Genomic DNA, 15,401 nt, shown 5'->3' on the forward strand with positions numbered 1-15,401 from the left:
GGCGAATTTTAAGGATCTTACGTAGGGTCGCAATTCAGGTACGACCTGGCACATGGGTAGCAGATCAGACCGGGCACATAGTTAACACGTATGTGCTCAGTCGATCCGAATGATACGTCTTTCTGCACCGTCAGGAGGCGGCGATAAACAACTCGCGCAGCTGGTGCAACTGGTCGCGCACACTGGCGGCCTCTTCGAACTCCAGATTCTGCGCGTGCTGCTGCATCTGCACTTCCAGCTCGTGAATTTTCTTCTGCATGGCTTGTGGCGTCAGCGCCAGATAATTGGCCTCTTCTTCTGCCGCCACACGTGAGGCGGTTTTGCCCTTACCGCGCGTTTTCACCACGTTTTTGCCCAGCTCAAGAATATCGGTGATTTTCTTGTTGAGGCCCTGCGGCACAATGCCATTCTCTTCGTTGTAACGCTGCTGCTTCTCTCGACGACGTTCGGTTTCGCCCATCGCGCGTTCCATCGAAGGGGTGATCTTATCAGCGTACAGAATCGCCTTACCGTTGATGTTACGCGCCGCACGGCCAATAGTCTGAATCAGTGAGCGTTCGGAACGCAGGAAGCCCTCTTTATCCGCATCGAGGATCGCCACCAGCGACACTTCCGGCATGTCGAGACCTTCGCGCAGTAAGTTGATGCCCACCAGCACATCGAACTCACCGAGACGCAAATCACGAATGATCTCCATACGTTCAACCGTATCGATATCGGAGTGCAGATAGCGCACCTTCTCGCCGTGCTCCACCAGATATTCGGTAAGATCTTCCGCCATGCGTTTGGTCAGCGTAGTGACCAGCACACGTTCATTGATCGCCACGCGTTTGCGAATTTCTGATAGTAAGTCATCCACCTGAGTGGCGACCGGACGCACTTCCAGAATCGGATCCAGTAGCCCGGTGGGACGTACCACCTGATCAATCACTTCGTCACCGGATTTTTCCAGCTCATAGTTACCTGGCGTGGCCGAAACATAGATGGTTTGCGGTGCCAGCGCTTCAAACTCTTCAAAACGCATCGGACGGTTATCCAGCGCCGAAGGCAAGCGGAAGCCATATTCTACCAGCGTCTCTTTACGTGCGCGGTCGCCGCGATACATGCCGCCAATCTGGGGGATGGTAACGTGCGATTCGTCCACCACCAGCAATCCATCGGCGGGCAGGTAGTCAAATAAGGTCGGCGGTGGCTCGCCCGGACCGCGACCCGAGAGATAGCGCGAGTAGTTTTCAATGCCAGAGCAGTAGCCGAGTTCGTTCATCATTTCGAGATCGAACTGGGTACGCTGGCTGATGCGCTGCTCTTCCAGCAGTTTATTGTTCTCCAGCAGCACCTTGCGACGATCCACCAGCTCGACTTTGATCTCTTCCATCGCCTGCAGAATACGTTCGCGTGGCGTCACGTAGTGCGTTTTCGGATAGATAGTGAAACGCGGGATCACGGACTCAATCTGCCCGGTCAACGGATCGAACAGCGACAGACGCTCAACTTCTTCGTCAAACAGTTCGACACGCAAGCCGATGTCGTCGGATTCAGCCGGAAAGATGTCGATCACTTCGCCACGCACGCGGAAGGTGCCACGCTGGAACACCTGATCGTTGCGGGTATACTGCAGTTCCGCCAGACGGCGCAGAATGCTGCGCTGGTCGATAATCATGCCGCGCGTAAGGTGCAGCATCATTTTCAGATAGAGATCGGGATCGCCCAGGCCGTAAATCGCCGAGACCGAGGCCACCACAATCACATCACGGCGCTCCAGCATCGCTTTGGTGGCTGAGAGACGCATCTGTTCAATGTGCTCGTTCACCGCCGCATCCTTCTCAATGAAGGTGTCAGAACTCGGCACATAGGCTTCAGGCTGGTAGTAATCGTAATAAGAGACAAAAAACTCCACGGCGTTATCCGGGAAGAACTCTTTCATCTCACCGTATAACTGCGCCGCCAGCGTTTTGTTTGGTGCCATCACCATCGTCGGGCGATTGAGATCGGCAATCACGTTGGCGATGGTAAAGGTTTTACCCGATCCGGTTACCCCCAGTAGGGTTTGATGTGCGAGACCATCCTCCAGCCCCTCTTCAAGACGACGAATGGCCTCGGGCTGGTCGCCTGAAGGTTTGAAATCAGAGTTGAGTTTGAAGGCTTTACTCATGGTTTTGCGGTTCCTGCAGAAGATGTCAGCGAGCAGGCTGATAATTCTACTCTGCTATGACGAATTTGCCAGAAAAAAATACTGGATATATTTACAGATATCTTGCACGATAACGGGGAAAGCAGCTGTCTCGCTTCAGTGCAATTTAAGCGGCAAAAGGCAAAAGCTTGTTGCGCAAGGTTATCCCCAGAGCCGTGACGCTTTTAACATTTGTCAAGAGAGCGTCATTAAATTGCAGTCCGATGACAAGGCAGAAAAATCTCAGGCTTGCTTTTAATTAACCTGCTGATTTTATTGGTAATGAGTTCAAAGTCCAGTTTCGCAGCATAATGTATGCAGGCCGCGTATTTCCTCGCTTTCACGCGGTTTTCAGTCGCTAATGCACAAGGTTATCCACAGGAATAGTGGATAACTGAATCCAGCCCCGAGCCCATCAGCTGTGTATAATTTTCCCCGCTCTTATCCTGGCGTGCGAAATATTTTTTTTTTCGTTTTTTTTCCGCCTGCCTTAAACCGCTTTAACTATCCTTTTGGCAAGTCAAGCACCATTGTTCTCGTAAATACCGTGCCTTAAGACCACTTATTTCTTCAGTGATTGCCTTATCAATGAACAGATGCACCAGAAACGTTAAGCATTCAGCACCGTCAAAGTGCAGTCAGGTTATTACTCAGCGGGATTATTAAGTATTTCTCACCTTTTAAGCCCGCTTTCGCTGGATTCTGACTCAGAATATCCCGTTCCATTAACCTGGCCTGGTAATTGCAGTAGTTTAACGATGGAGTGACGAGTCCATACGGCTTGCCTTGCAGGCCATCAACAGCAGTGTCCACCTTAATCGTGCACGACTGTATGCCAGACGACACAGAGCGGAAGCATTCAGGCAAATAATCTGGAAGGAGTATGTCAGATGCTGAGTTTACGTTCGGTGAATCAGTTTTACGGTCACAACCATATCCTGTGGGATGTGGATCTCGATCTGCCGCCCGGCACCTGTACGGGTGTGCTGGGCAGTCCAGGCATGGGCAAAACCACGCTGGTGAACTGCATTATGGGTCGCTTGCCCATTAACAGTGGCTCAATGATCTGGCAGGAAGATGGCTCGCCACCCGAGAATTTGTTGCTGCAGCCCGCCGAACAGCGTGCGCGCATGGGAATTGGCTATGTGCCGCAAGGTCGCCATATCTTTTCGCAGATGAGCGTGGAAGATAATTTAATGATCGCGCTGATGGCCGCTCAGGACGATCGCAGCCGTGCCATTCCTGAAATGGTGTTTGACCTGTTCCCGGCACTCTATTCCTTGCGTCATCAGCGCAGTGGGGAATTGCCGATGGATCAACAGCAGCAGCTGGCACTGGCGCGAGCATTGGTGCTGCAACCTAAACTGCTGATTCTGGATGAGCCGACCGAAGGAATGTCGCCGTGGCTGGAAGAGGAGATGGGCAACCTGATACGCCGTCTTAATCGCGATTACGGCCTGACCATTTTACTGCTGGAGCAGCATGTCTCCTTCATCCGCCGCGTGGCAGACTATTTCCTGCTGCTTCACCGTGGTCGCAATGTGGCGCAGGGTAAAGTCGCTTTGCTGGATGATGTGACGGTGAATAAGTGGCTGACAGCGACATGATGATGTGGTCGCCATCGATGAACTGCAGCCAAAATGTTGCATCACATTCTGACATTGAAGGTGCTGGTCTATGGCGGCCCTACGGACGAAATGATGTCAGGTGCGCACTGTTGCGTACCTGACATCGAATCGCCATCCATAACTATCCTACGGGCGATATGAAGTAGAGTGCGCATGAATGCGCATCTGAAACAGGCTCATGACTGCGGCAACGTTAAATACTGACCGCACTCGGCCTGTTGTGCTTCGCTGTCCAGATAGGGAATTTCACCGAGGAACGGTGCATCAATACGTTGACGCAGCGTGGCCATGTACTCGGCATGTCGTTTACCTGGCGGCTGAATATCATTGGCAATCCAACCGGCTAACCGCAACCCTCGCGCCTTCACCGCTTCCGCTGTCAGCATCGCGTGGTTAATACAACCTAGCTTCACCCCCACCACCAGAATCACCGGCAGTTGTTCCGCTTCGACCCAGTCAGCATAGGTCTGCGTCTCGGATAATGGCGTAAACCAGCCGCCCGCACCTTCAACCAATACCCATTCGGCCTGCTGCTCCAGCGCACGCAATCCGGCTGACAGCGCAGAAAACTCAATCGGCCTGCCCTCTTCCGCGCTGACAATATGCGGTGACGTCGGCTCGACAAATGCCAGTGGATTCACCTGCTCATAGCTGAGCGCCAGGCTGCTGTAGCGCTGCAACGCCAGCGCATCACTGTTACGCACGCCCTCTGGGGTGATCTCGCAGCCCGAGGCTACGGGCTTGTATCCTGCGGTGCGTAAACCTGCTGCGCTTGCCGCCTGCAACAGTGCGCCACTGGCGACCGTTTTGCCCACTTCGGTATCCGTTCCGGTAATAAACCAGCGTGTCATTTGCTCAAAACTCCGTACATCAAGTGATAACTAAGACGATAACCCTGCGTATCCTGCGGCCAGTGCTGCTCCAGTTGCGTGAGCTGCGAGCGTGTGAGCGGCTGTGCGCCACGGCCGTCGTGCAGATGCGTAGCACCAATGCCTTTCAAAGAACGCATGGCACTCAGCGCGCTGGGGAAATGCAACGTGATAGTCTGCGGCTGGCACTGCGCCGGTAAGCCTGTGAGAGCGGCAGAGAACTGCGCTGCGCTGAGAAAACGATTGGCGTGCTGACGGCCATCTAACCGAGCCCAGGCTTCATGCACTTCATGCAGGGAGCCATCGAGCAAGGTTGAGAACAGCACGCTGCCACCCGGCCGTGTGACGCGCAAAAACTGCTGCAACGCCAGGCGCAGATCGCTGCTCCACTGCACCGCCAGATTGCACCACACGCCATCGACGCACGCATCCGGCAGCGGCAGATGATCGATATCGCCTTGCAGATAGTGCTGCGCCGAGCGCTGCTCACGCGCGGCGTCCAGCATCGCACTGGAGAGATCCAGCGCCGTCAGTTCGCGCCCACGATCGCGCCAGTAGCGGCTGTACCAACCGGTGCCACAGCCCGCATCCAGCAGATGCGGCCCGAAGCCCGCGGGTGCCAGCGCCAGTAGCGCATCGCCGCTCTGCCGTTGCAGCTCGGCATGCTGCTCGTAATGCTGTGCGGCACGGCCAAACGCTTTGGCGACCGCCTGCTTGTTAACCTGCAGCGTCATACAGCGCCTCCAGCAGACGATCAATATCGTCGTTATGATGGGCAGCAGTGAGCGTAATGCGCAGCCGCGCCGTGCCCGGCGGCACCGTTGGCGGCCGAATGGCGCTAACCCAGCATCCCGCTTGTGCCAGTCGTTGTGACAACGCCAGCGCCGCGCTGTTTTCCCCGACGATCAACGGCTGAATAGCACTGGCTGATGGCATCAGTTGCCAGGGCAAATCAGCGGCACCCGCCCGGAATCGCGCAATATGACTATTCAGCCGCTCACGCAGTTCATCGCCCTGCTGGATCTGGTGCAGCGCCGCCAGCAGCGCACAACACTGTGCCGGTGGCATCGCGGTGGAGTAGATCAGATGGCGTGAAAACTGCTCGACGTAATCCGCTGTGGCATCGTCACTCAGCAGCGCTGCACCGCTGACGCCAAAGCCCTTGCCAAACGTGACAATCAGCAATTCCGGCTTCACACCCTGCTGCCAGCAACTGCCGCGCCCCTGCTCACCGTGCACGCCAATGCCGTGCGCATCATCCACCAGCAGCCAGCCGTTGGCACGGCGCGTCTCTTCAGCAAGGGAAGCGAGCGGTGCGCTGTCGCCATCCATGCTGAATACGCCTTCGGTCACCACCAGCGTACCGCCTTCCGACGGGCTAGCCAGCAGTTTTGCCAGACTCTCCGGCTGGTTGTGCGCAAAGCGGCGTAGTGTGGCCGGGCTGTGGCTGGCAGCATCCAGTAATGAAGCATGCGCCAGCTTATCAGCAAGAATGCGATCCTGCTTTTCAGCCAGCAGGTGGATCACCGCCTGGTTAGCGGCAAAGCCAGAGATAAACAGCAGCGCACGCTTGTAACCCAGCCAGTCAGCCAGTTGCTCTTCTAACTGCGCATGATGACGGCTATAGCCCGTCACATGACCCGACGCGCCCGCTCCCGCACCCGCTTCTGCTGCGCCCTGTTGCCAGGCCGCAATCACCGCTGGATGCTGGCTCAGCCCGAGATAATCATTGCTGGAGAAGTGACGGTATGAACGCCCCTCCAGCGTTATCTCACGCACGCTGTTGTGTTCAACCCGGCGTCGCAGACGCCAGCCATCGGCATCACGTCGCGCCGCCAGCGCCTGTTCGATGCGAGATGACCAGCCCATCACACCGCCGCGTTGTAGAACTGCTCGGTATCAGCGTGCACCAGCTGCTCACTGAGCTGATACTGCTGTTCGTTATCACCGGCGGTAGTGGCGGTATGTTCTGGATTCAGGCCCAGCTTGCGGAACAGGATCAGATCTTTGTCCTCTTCCGGGTTTGGCGTGGTCAGCAGCTTGCAGCCGTAGAAAATCGAGTTAGCACCGGCCATAAAGCACATCGCCTGCGTCTGTTCGCTCATCTGTTCACGACCTGCGGACAGGCGGACGTGCGACGATGGCATCATGATGCGCGCCACGGCGATGGTGCGGATAAAGTCGAACGGCTCAACGTCATCGTTATCGGCCAGAGGCGTGCCTTTGACTTTCACCAGCATGTTGATTGGCACGCTTTCTGGCGGTGTCGGCAGGTTCGCCAGCTGCACCAGCAAGCCAGCACGATCTTTCACGGTTTCACCCAGGCCGACGATGCCGCCAGAGCAGACTTTGATACCTGCGCCGCGCACTTTATCCAGCGTATCCAGACGTTCCTGATAGCTGCGCGTGGTGATGATGCTGCCGTAGAATTCCGGCGAGGTATCGAGGTTGTGGTTGTAGAAATCCAGCCCGGCGCTGGCCAAACGCTCCGCCTGGGTGTTATCCAGCGTGCCCAGCGTCATGCAGGTTTCCATGCCCATGGCTTTAACGCCCTGCACCATCTGCTCCAGATACGGCATGTCGCGTTCGTGCGGGTTTTTCCACGCAGCGCCCATGCAGAAGCGGCTCGATCCTGCCGCTTTGGCTTTACGCGCCGACTCCAGCACCGCTTCCACTTCCATCAGCCGCTCGGACTCCAGCCCGGTTTTGTAGCGCGCACTCTGCGGGCAGTATTTACAATCTTCCGGGCAGGCACCGGTTTTGATCGACAGCAGCGTACTGACCTGCACCTGACGCGGGTCAAAATGCTGACGGTGAACTTGCTGCGCTTCGAACATCAGCTCAAGGAAAGGTTTATCGAACAGAGCCTGGGCTTGTGTCAGTGTCCAGCGGTTTGCCATTGCTTACTCCAAAAAAAAGGGGTTCATCCCGACGATTAACGTGGTTATACTTGTAAACTAAATCTTTTCAAAATGGTTTACAAGATTGATGTTCACCCAAGACGACCTCAACTTTGACCGCCAGCATATCTGGCATCCTTATACGTCAATGCGCGATCCCCTGCCCTGTTATCCGGTGGTGGCAGCGCACGGTTGCCAGCTTCAATTGGCCGATGGACGTGAACTGGTCGACGGTATGTCGTCATGGTGGGCAGCGATTCATGGCTATAACCATCCGCGCCTCAATCAGGCGATGCAGCAACAAATGGCACAGATGTCGCACGTGATGTTTGGCGGCATTACCCATCCGTCGGCAGTGGCATTGAGCCGTCAACTGGTCGAGATGACCCCTGAAGCGCTGGAGTGCGTGTTCCTCGCCGATTCGGGGTCGATTGCCGTTGAAGTATCGATGAAAATGGCGTTGCAGTACTGGCTGGGGCGCGGTGAAACGCGACAGAAATTCCTGACGTTAAAACGTGGCTATCACGGCGATACTTTTGCCGCGATGTCGGTGTGCGATCCGGAAAATTCGATGCACAGTCTGTGGCGCGGCTATCTGCCCGAGCATCTGTTTGCCGCTGCGCCGCAGTGCGGTTTTGATGACGAGTGGAACGATGCGGACTTCGCTGATTTCGCCCGGTTAGCCGAGACGCACCATCGCGACATTGCCGCGGTGATCCTTGAACCGATTGTGCAAGGCGCAGGCGGTATGCGTTTCTATCACCCGCGCTACCTGCAACAGGTGCGTGAGCTGTGCGACCGCTACGGTATCCTGCTGATTGCCGATGAAATCGCCACCGGCTTTGGCCGCAGCGGCAAGCTGTTTGCCTGTGAACACGCCGGGATTACGCCAGATATTCTCTGCCTCGGTAAAGCGCTGACCGGCGGCACCATGACGCTCTCCGCCACGTTGACCACGCGCGAAGTGGCCGACACCATTAGCCGCAGTGCGGCAGGTTGCTTTATGCATGGCCCGACCTTTATGGGCAATCCGCTGGCTTCTGCGGTGGCCGTTGAAAGCCTGACGATGATCAACGAGGGACTTTGGCCTGCGCAGGTGGCGGCGATTGAACAGCAACTGCGTCGTGAGCTGCTGCCGTTGCGTGAACATCACGCGGTGGCCGATGCGCGTGTGCTGGGCGCGATTGGTGTGATTGAAACGCGTTCACCGGTCAATATGGCGGCGCTGCAGCAGTTCTTTGTCGAACGTGGCGTGTGGATCCGTCCGTTCGGCAAGCTGATCTATCTGATGCCACCTTATCTGATTTCTGCCGCAGAGTTGGCGCAGTTAACCCAGGCGGTGCGCGCGGCATTGGACGTTGAGGCACATTTCCTGGCCTAAGCGAACTGGAAGTGGAGCGCGTTTTCCACCATGATGGAGAGCACACTGCACAACGGAAAAAGGAGAAGTCATGCGCGTAGTTAGCCAGGATTTTAAAGACGGCGATAAAATGCCCGAACGTCACGTTTTCAATGGGATGGGACGTCAGGGTGACAATCTGTCTCCCCATTTGGCGTGGGATGAGGTGCCTGCAGGGACAAAGAGCTTTGTCGTGACCTGCTTCGATCCGGATGCCCCCACCGGTTCTGGCTGGTGGCACTGGGTCGTGGCAAATATTCCGGCTGACGTCACCGAGCTGCCACAAGGTTCCGGTTCAGGCGTGGTCGAGCTGCCGCAGGGTGCGATTCAAACCCGTACCGACTTCGGTCAAACCGGTTACGGTGGCGCAGCACCACCACAGGGTGATCCGCATCGCTATATCTTTACTGTGCACGCGATGGACACCGATAAGATTGATGTCGACGCCGGCGCGAGCGGCGCCATGGTCGGCTTTAATGTGCACTTCCATGCACTGGCAAGCGCGTCGATCACAGTTCTGTATTCTTAAAATGAGAACGGCGCCGAATGGCGCCGTTTTATCATCAATCCAGTGCGTGAATCACCACCCACATCGGGCCTTGTCCCACCGCGTAACGCGCCAGCGGTTGCAACAGACCGCGATCGGCAATCTTGTAGACTTCGATATGGTGCGACTTCTGTCCTGCCGCCACCAGATACTGACCGCTGTTATCAATATTGAAGCCGCGCGGCTGGGTTTCGGTTGGCTGATAACCTTCAATCGCCAGCACTGAACCATCTTCGCTGATGCTAAATGCGGTAATGGTGCTGCTGGTTCGGTCACAGGCGTAGAGGAAACGGCCGTCTGGCGTGATATGGATATCAGCCGCCCAGCGCGTGTCGCTGAAATCTTTTGGCATCATATCCAGACTCTGCACACGCTCAACCTGACCATGCACGTTGTTCAGTGCCCACACATCCACGGTGCTATCAAGTTCATTCACCACATAGCCGTACGCGCCATTTGGATGGAATGCCATATGGCGCGGACCCGCACCTTCAACTGTGGTGACCTGTGCTTGCTCGCGCGGTGCCAGAGTGCCATCGGCGTTAAGCTGGAACAGGCAAATACGATCCTGCTTCAGTGCTGGCACAAACAGCGTTTGGTTGCTGAGATCGATATTGGCTGAATGGCAGCCATCCATGCCGCCAATCACCTGGCTTGGGGCTTGCGGCAAACCATCGCTGTCGATCGGGCTGATGCTGACGCATGCATCATTGTAAGAACCGCAGAACAGGAATTTACCCTGGCGATCGGTCGAAATATGCGTTGGGCTGCCCGGCAGTGGCGCTTCACCCGCCAGACTCAGAGAACCGTCGGCCGCAATGCGATACGCTAATACGCGAAAATTCGGACGAACACCGACATAGAGGAAATCTTTCTTCGGGCTCACCACCATCGGCTGCACCTGACCGGCCACATCCGTGACCTGCAATAACGTCAGTGCGCCATCTTCCTGCAACTGCCACGCATGGATCTGCTGGCTCTCGGGACTGGCGGTATACACGACTTGTTTCATGCGTTTTTCCTTATTCGCTGCCTGATGAAAGGGATAACTGTAGCGCGTTTCATTCTGCCGCGCTGGATTCATTTGTGCCCTGTTTTTTGTCTCAGGGCCGCTGCCGGGTGTAGACTCAATGCTTTGCTAACTCCCGGACGGAAAGTGTAATGAGCTACCGCGTAATCGCCCTTGACCTTGACGGCACCCTGCTGACCCCCACAAAAACCATTTTGCCTGAATCGATCGAAGCTTTAGCCCGCGCACAACAGGCGGGAGTCAAAGTGCTGATTGTGACCGGTCGCCACCACTGCGCCATTCATCCTTTTTATCAGGCGCTGCAGTTGGATACACCCGCAATCTGCTGTAACGGCACCTACTTGTACGATTATCAGGCGAAAAAGGTATTGGCTTCCGATCCGCTGGAAAAAAGCCAGGCGAGCCGCGTGATTGAGATGCTCGATCAGGAGAACATTCACGGCCTGCTGTATGTCGATGATGCCATGCTGTACCAGGAGCCGACAGGTCATGTGACCCGCACCCTGAACTGGGCACAATCCCTGCCGGAAGCGCAGCGTCCTCTGTTCCTGCAGGTGCCAAGCCTGGCGCAGGCGGCGCTGGATGCGCAATCCATCTGGAAGTTCGCTCTTTCCCACCCTGACACCCGTGCATTGCAGCAGTTTGCTGAACGCACTGAAGCCGAACTCGGCCTGGCGTGTGAGTGGTCATGGCACGATCAGGTTGATATCGCTCAGGCGGGCAACAGCAAAGGCAAGCGTCTGGCACAGTGGGTAGAGAGCCAGGGCTTCAGCATGCAGGATGTGCTGGCGTTCGGCGATAACTACAACGATCTCAGCATGCTGGAACAGGTCGGTTTAGGCGTGGCGATGGGCAATGCTGATGAGGCGATTAAAGCGCGCAGCAAAAAGGTGATTGGCACCAATCTGGAGCCAGGTATTGCCGAAGTGATTTATCAGGAAGTCCTGTAAGTACAGGATGTTCGCGGTGCGCATCAGGGCGCACCTTGCGAATGCTTAAGGTGTGGCCGCTGCTGCACCTGATTGTTAATAATGAGGGTCACACCGGGTGCTTTCATCCGCACATCGCACACATTTTGTCTGATCGCCCTTGATGACCCTAAGGTCAAGCCGTGATCGCCACACTCTTAATTTGCGCATACAGCCATTGATCGGGCCGGATCCCCAGCTCATCTCGCGCCCACGGCGAAATTCGCGCCCACAGTTCGCTAATGCCAATGCGCAACTTCACTTCCACCTGATCGTCAATCTCCAATAACTCGACCACCTGAGCCGGCAGGATATTGCGCACCGAGGTGTTTTGCGGCGGCTGCAAGGCCAGTGACACATCACCGGACGCGATACGAATACGCAGTGCCGTTTTCAGCGGCTGGTTCACACGGCTTACCCAGATATGCTGATCCCCTAAAGAGAGTGCCGTCATCGGGTAATCGGGATGCTGTTCCAGCACCTGCACTCTGAGCACGCTGCTGCGATCGGCTATCGGCAGCCACGGGCGCATGGCTGCACTGCTCCACACCTTCTCCAGCGAACCAAAGGCTTTGACTTTGCCGTTGTCGAGCACCAGCACGTTGTCCGCCAGTTGCAGAATTTCATCCAGGCTGTGCGAGACATAAAGAATCGGAATATCGACCTGTTTCGCCAGCTTTTGCAAATATGGCATCAATTCGCGCTTGCGTGGTAAATCCAGCGACGCCAGCGGCTCATCCATCAACAAAATATCTGGCGCGGTGAGCAGCGCGCGGCCAATCGCCACACGTTGTTTCTCGCCGCCTGACAACGAGGCCGGAAAACGGCTCAGCAGAGGCTCAAGGCCCAGTAATGCCACCAGCGCGTTAAACTGCGGCTTCATGGCCGCAGCCATGCCATATTGCAAATTGCCGCGCACCCGATAGTGCGGAAACAGCCGAGCGTCCTGGAACACATAGCCAACGCGGCGTTTTTCCGGCGGCAGATTGACCTGCGTCGCCGAATCAAACAGCAGACGATCGTTGAGCTGAATCTGGCCGCTTTGTGGCTGTGTCAAACCGCCAATCGCGTTGATCAGCGACGTTTTGCCCGCACCGGATACACCAAAAACAGCCGTAATGCCGCTGCCGGGAACCTGCACGTTGACGTCCAGTTGGTGATCGCCCAGCAACTGGGAAATATTGAGATTAAGCATCAGGCTGCCCCCAGCCGCTTACGGCCCCAACGTGCCAACAGCTCAGAGGCCACCAAAGATAACAGCGCCAGCGCAATGGCCACCGCACACAAGCGTGCGGCAGTGCCTTCTGCGCCGGGGGTTTCAATCAGGGTGAACATCGCCGAGGGAATGGTGCGTGTCTCGCCGGGGATATTCGAAACGAAAGTGATGGTGGCGCCAAACTCACCCAGTGAACGGGCGAAAGCGAGAACGGTGCCGACAATGATGCCCGGTAGCGTAAGCGGCAAGGTGATAGTGAAGAACACGCGCCAGCGACCGGCACCGAGCGTGCGTGCTGCCTGTTCCAGTTTGGTATCCACCGCTTCCAGTGCCAGACGAATCGCCCGCACCATCAGCGGAAAAGCCATCACGGCCGAAGCCAGTACCGCCCCACGCCAGCTAAAGGCCAGGGTGAAACCGAACCAGTCGTAAAGCCACTCGCCGATGAATCCACGTCGGCCCAGTGCAATCAGCAACAGATATCCCACCACCACCGGTGGCAATACCAGCGGCAAATGGATAAGACTGTCGAGTAAGGTTTTACCTGGAAACCGGCAACGTGCCAGAATCCAGGCCATCATGATGCCAAACGGCAAACTAAACAGCACCGCTACGCTGGAGACTTTTAAGCTGAGAAAAACGGCCTGCCATTCGGGATCACTGAGTATCATTTCTTCGGCGCAAATCCATACTGTTTAAACACAGCAGCGGCGTCCGGCCCCTGCAAATATTTGTAGAAGGCTTCAACCGTTGCGTTCTGATGATCTTTTACCACCGCCATCGGATATTCCACTGGCTTGTGGCTATCGTCCGGGAAGCGTCCTACTACCTGCACTTTGTCACTGGCAACCGCATCAGAACCGTACACGATGCCATACGGTGATTCATTGCGTTCGACCAGCGCCAATGCGGCACGGACGTTGTTAGCCGGTGCAAGCTGCGGCGACACCGTATCCCACGCGCCCAGCTTTTGCAGCGCTTCTTTGGCATAAATCCCGGCCGGGACATGATCCGGATCGCCCACCGCCAGACGTTCGCCTTTCAGCAAACTTTTCCAGTCAGTTTTTGCATTGATAGTGACCGCTTTTGCGCTGTCGCTTTTCGGTGCCACTAATACTAAATCATTGCCCAACAAGGTGTAGCGGGTGTTTTCCACCACACTCTTTTTATCCACCGCATAGTCCATCCACTGCTGATCAGCAGAGATAAACAGATCGGCCGGCGCGCCCTGTTCAATCTGGCGTGCCAAAGTGGATGAAGAGGCGAAGGACGATACCACTTCAACGCCGCTCTTTTTCTGATATTGCGTGGCAATATCCTGCATCGCATTGGTTAACGATGCCGCAGCAAACACGGTGATCTTCTCTGCCGCCACGGCGTGACCGGCCATGGAAACAGTCAGTACGGTAACAGCAGCCCAGCGGTAATTGATTTTCAGCATTTTTTACTCCTTGTTACGTTATATATTCGATAATACAACGCAGGGACAAATGCTGTCATGAACTTAATATCGGCAGGATTGAGGGGAAGTTAAAGAAAAAACGCCCGCTGAGTGCGGGCGCTTGTAAAATCAGTGTTGCGAGCTGTTGGCAGGACGATCGTCGCGGCGGCCAAATTTGGAGATGACGTTGAACACTTCACCCAAGCCGTAAATCAGACCGAGCATAATGGCCATCACAATTGGCACCATGATGACAGCCACAGCCAGGCTTTTAAGCAGTTCCAGCATGGAAACCTCACGCAGAAAATAAAAAAGTGATTGTAACGGTTAGGGAAAAAAACGCACTGCCCTTTTCGTGCTTTTACTTTTGGCCTTACACTTGTCGTACTCACTTAAGGAGCTGACATGCAGGCAGAACTTTCTCTTCACATTCGTCTTCAGCAGAAGCTGTTTGCCGACCCACGCCGCATCGAACTGCTGAAACGCGTGCAGGAAACCGGCTCCATCAGCCAGGGCGCTAAATTGGCTGGCATCAGCTACAAAAGTGCCTGGGACGCCATCAACGATATGAACCAAATGGCTGATCAAACCTTAGTCGACCGCGCCACCGGAGGCAAAGGCGGCGGAGGTGCGCAGCTGACACGCTATGGCGAGCGTCTGATTCAGCTGTTTCACCTGATGGAGCAGATCCAGCAGAAAGCCTTTGATGCGCTGCAAAACGACAGCCTGCCGCTCGACAGCCTGCTGGCAGCGATTGCGCGTTTCTCCCTGCAAACCAGCGCACGTAATCAGCTATTTGGCACGGTGATGGCGCGCGATCACCATCAGGTGCAGCAGCACATTGAGGTTCAGCTGGCCGACGGCGTCACGCGTTTGCAGGTGGCAATCACCGAACGCAGTGCCGAACGTCTGCAGCTCGACAGTGGCAAAGAGGTGCTGGTGCTGATCAAAGCACCGTGGATTCAGGTGAGCCGGGATGCGGTAAACAGCGATAATCAATTGCAGGTAACGATCAGCGCCATCGAGCCAGGTGAACAGGTGAGCGAAGTGTTGATGACATTGCCGAGCGGTGAAACCCTGTGCGCGACGGTGAACAACGCGCAGGTGCAACAGCAGAATCTGCAGCCGGGCGACAGAGTAACCGCCAGTTTTAATGCGGAACACGCCATCATCGCCACACTGCTCTGAAAACCAGGCCATGATTTGACTTCGTCTGCGTCGCTCGCTACAACT

The 15,401-nt window shown here is 55.8% G+C and carries 15 protein-coding genes; 5 read left to right on the forward strand and 10 right to left on the reverse strand.

The window, feature by feature from the left end:
- Positions 1-130: 130 nt before the first annotated feature.
- Entirely contained in the window at positions 131-2,152 is a 2,022-nt protein-coding gene (uvrB, locus tag CRO33_RS05240; protein ID WP_034821123.1) for an excinuclease ABC subunit UvrB, read from the reverse strand.
- A gap of 908 nt (positions 2,153-3,060) precedes the next feature.
- On the opposite strand from uvrB, the gene CRO33_RS05250 reads away from it, so the two are divergent.
- The gene (locus tag CRO33_RS05250) at positions 3,061-3,777 is read left to right on the forward strand and encodes an ABC transporter ATP-binding protein (protein WP_034821129.1); all 717 of its coding nucleotides are present in this window, start codon (positions 3,061-3,063) and stop codon (positions 3,775-3,777) included.
- A 197-nt stretch (positions 3,778-3,974) separates the two neighbouring features.
- Here the strand turns inward: CRO33_RS05250 and bioD are convergent, their stop codons facing one another.
- The 4 genes from bioD to bioB are packed head-to-tail and all read right to left on the reverse strand — an operon-like array spanning position 3,975 to position 7,567.
- Complete coding sequence (bioD, locus tag CRO33_RS05255) at positions 3,975-4,649, reverse strand: dethiobiotin synthase (protein ID WP_097117388.1); 675 nt, start codon at positions 4,647-4,649, stop codon at positions 3,975-3,977.
- Entirely contained in the window at positions 4,646-5,401 is a 756-nt protein-coding gene (bioC, locus tag CRO33_RS05260) for a malonyl-ACP O-methyltransferase BioC (RefSeq protein WP_097117391.1), read from the reverse strand. Before bioC ends, bioD begins: the two co-directional genes overlap by 4 nt.
- Positions 5,385-6,536: an 8-amino-7-oxononanoate synthase gene (bioF, locus tag CRO33_RS05265; protein WP_097117393.1), complete on the reverse strand. Its 1,152-nt coding sequence runs from the start codon at positions 6,534-6,536 to the stop codon at positions 5,385-5,387. The genes bioC and bioF overlap by 17 nt, the downstream gene beginning before the upstream one ends.
- On the reverse strand, positions 6,536-7,567 hold the full coding sequence (bioB, locus tag CRO33_RS05270; protein ID WP_034821141.1) for a biotin synthase BioB: 1,032 nt from the start codon (positions 7,565-7,567) through the stop codon (positions 6,536-6,538). Before bioB ends, bioF begins: the two co-directional genes overlap by 1 nt.
- An 88-nt stretch (positions 7,568-7,655) precedes the next feature.
- Between bioB and bioA the strand changes: the two genes are divergently transcribed.
- Positions 7,656-8,948, forward strand: coding sequence for an adenosylmethionine--8-amino-7-oxononanoate transaminase (bioA, locus tag CRO33_RS05275; protein ID WP_097117394.1), 1,293 nt, complete (start codon positions 7,656-7,658; stop codon positions 8,946-8,948).
- Between the two features lie 70 nt (positions 8,949-9,018).
- Entirely contained in the window at positions 9,019-9,495 is a 477-nt protein-coding gene (locus CRO33_RS05280) for a kinase inhibitor (protein WP_034821147.1), read from the forward strand.
- Positions 9,496-9,529: 34 nt separating this feature from the next.
- Here the strand turns inward: CRO33_RS05280 and pgl are convergent, their stop codons facing one another.
- Positions 9,530-10,525 (reverse strand): 6-phosphogluconolactonase, encoded by a 996-nt coding sequence (pgl, locus tag CRO33_RS05285; RefSeq protein WP_097117588.1) that lies wholly within the window; start codon positions 10,523-10,525, stop codon positions 9,530-9,532.
- A 149-nt stretch (positions 10,526-10,674) separates the two neighbouring features.
- On the opposite strand from pgl, the gene CRO33_RS05290 reads away from it, so the two are divergent.
- Positions 10,675-11,493 (forward strand): pyridoxal phosphatase, encoded by an 819-nt coding sequence (locus CRO33_RS05290; RefSeq protein WP_097117395.1) that lies wholly within the window; start codon positions 10,675-10,677, stop codon positions 11,491-11,493.
- 154 nt (positions 11,494-11,647) lie between these two features.
- On the opposite strand, the gene modC is transcribed toward CRO33_RS05290, so the two are convergent.
- The 4 genes from modC to CRO33_RS05310 all read right to left on the reverse strand — a co-directional run bounded on the left by modC (position 11,648) and on the right by CRO33_RS05310 (position 14,456).
- Entirely contained in the window at positions 11,648-12,706 is a 1,059-nt protein-coding gene (gene modC, locus CRO33_RS05295) for a molybdenum ABC transporter ATP-binding protein ModC (RefSeq protein ID WP_097117396.1), read from the reverse strand.
- The gene (modB, locus tag CRO33_RS05300) at positions 12,706-13,398 is read right to left on the reverse strand and encodes a molybdate ABC transporter permease subunit (RefSeq protein ID WP_097117397.1); all 693 of its coding nucleotides are present in this window, start codon (positions 13,396-13,398) and stop codon (positions 12,706-12,708) included. Before modB ends, modC begins: the two co-directional genes overlap by 1 nt.
- Positions 13,395-14,168, reverse strand: coding sequence for a molybdate ABC transporter substrate-binding protein (modA, locus tag CRO33_RS05305; protein WP_097117398.1), 774 nt, complete (start codon positions 14,166-14,168; stop codon positions 13,395-13,397). Before modA ends, modB begins: the two co-directional genes overlap by 4 nt.
- Before the next feature lie 129 nt (positions 14,169-14,297).
- Positions 14,298-14,456, reverse strand: a complete 159-nt coding sequence (locus tag CRO33_RS05310; RefSeq protein ID WP_013508338.1) for an AcrZ family multidrug efflux pump-associated protein — start codon at positions 14,454-14,456, stop codon at positions 14,298-14,300.
- 117 nt (positions 14,457-14,573) lie between these two features.
- Between CRO33_RS05310 and modE the strand changes: the two genes are divergently transcribed.
- Positions 14,574-15,356, forward strand: coding sequence for a molybdenum-dependent transcriptional regulator (modE, locus tag CRO33_RS05315; protein ID WP_097117399.1), 783 nt, complete (start codon positions 14,574-14,576; stop codon positions 15,354-15,356).
- Positions 15,357-15,401: the final 45 nt, after the last annotated feature.

Source organism: Pantoea sp. GL120224-02, from assembly GCF_900215395.1.
GTDB lineage: Bacteria > Pseudomonadota > Gammaproteobacteria > Enterobacterales > Enterobacteriaceae > Pantoea > Pantoea communis.

What these genes read in the sequence shown, in the direction of transcription:
- uvrB (WP_034821123.1), bottom strand. Translation starts at nt 2,152, where the DNA reads ATGAGTAAAGCCTTCAAACTCAACTCTGATTTCAAACCTTCAGGCGAC.
- CRO33_RS05250 (WP_034821129.1), top strand. Translation starts at nt 3,061, where the DNA reads ATGCTGAGTTTACGTTCGGTGAATCAGTTTTACGGTCACAACCATATC.
- bioD (WP_097117388.1), bottom strand. Translation starts at nt 4,649, where the DNA reads ATGACACGCTGGTTTATTACCGGAACGGATACCGAAGTGGGCAAAACG.
- bioC (WP_097117391.1), bottom strand. Translation starts at nt 5,401, where the DNA reads ATGACGCTGCAGGTTAACAAGCAGGCGGTCGCCAAAGCGTTTGGCCGT.
- bioF (WP_097117393.1), bottom strand. Translation starts at nt 6,536, where the DNA reads ATGGGCTGGTCATCTCGCATCGAACAGGCGCTGGCGGCGCGACGTGAT.
- bioB (WP_034821141.1), bottom strand. Translation starts at nt 7,567, where the DNA reads ATGGCAAACCGCTGGACACTGACACAAGCCCAGGCTCTGTTCGATAAA.
- bioA (WP_097117394.1), top strand. Translation starts at nt 7,656, where the DNA reads ATGTTCACCCAAGACGACCTCAACTTTGACCGCCAGCATATCTGGCAT.
- CRO33_RS05280 (WP_034821147.1), top strand. Translation starts at nt 9,019, where the DNA reads ATGCGCGTAGTTAGCCAGGATTTTAAAGACGGCGATAAAATGCCCGAA.
- pgl (WP_097117588.1), bottom strand. Translation starts at nt 10,525, where the DNA reads ATGAAACAAGTCGTGTATACCGCCAGTCCCGAGAGCCAGCAGATCCAT.
- CRO33_RS05290 (WP_097117395.1), top strand. Translation starts at nt 10,675, where the DNA reads ATGAGCTACCGCGTAATCGCCCTTGACCTTGACGGCACCCTGCTGACC.
- modC (WP_097117396.1), bottom strand. Translation starts at nt 12,706, where the DNA reads ATGCTTAATCTCAATATTTCCCAGTTGCTGGGCGATCACCAACTGGAC.
- modB (WP_097117397.1), bottom strand. Translation starts at nt 13,398, where the DNA reads ATGATACTCAGTGATCCCGAATGGCAGGCCGTTTTTCTCAGCTTAAAA.
- modA (WP_097117398.1), bottom strand. Translation starts at nt 14,168, where the DNA reads ATGCTGAAAATCAATTACCGCTGGGCTGCTGTTACCGTACTGACTGTT.
- CRO33_RS05310 (WP_013508338.1), bottom strand. Translation starts at nt 14,456, where the DNA reads ATGCTGGAACTGCTTAAAAGCCTGGCTGTGGCTGTCATCATGGTGCCA.
- modE (WP_097117399.1), top strand. Translation starts at nt 14,574, where the DNA reads ATGCAGGCAGAACTTTCTCTTCACATTCGTCTTCAGCAGAAGCTGTTT.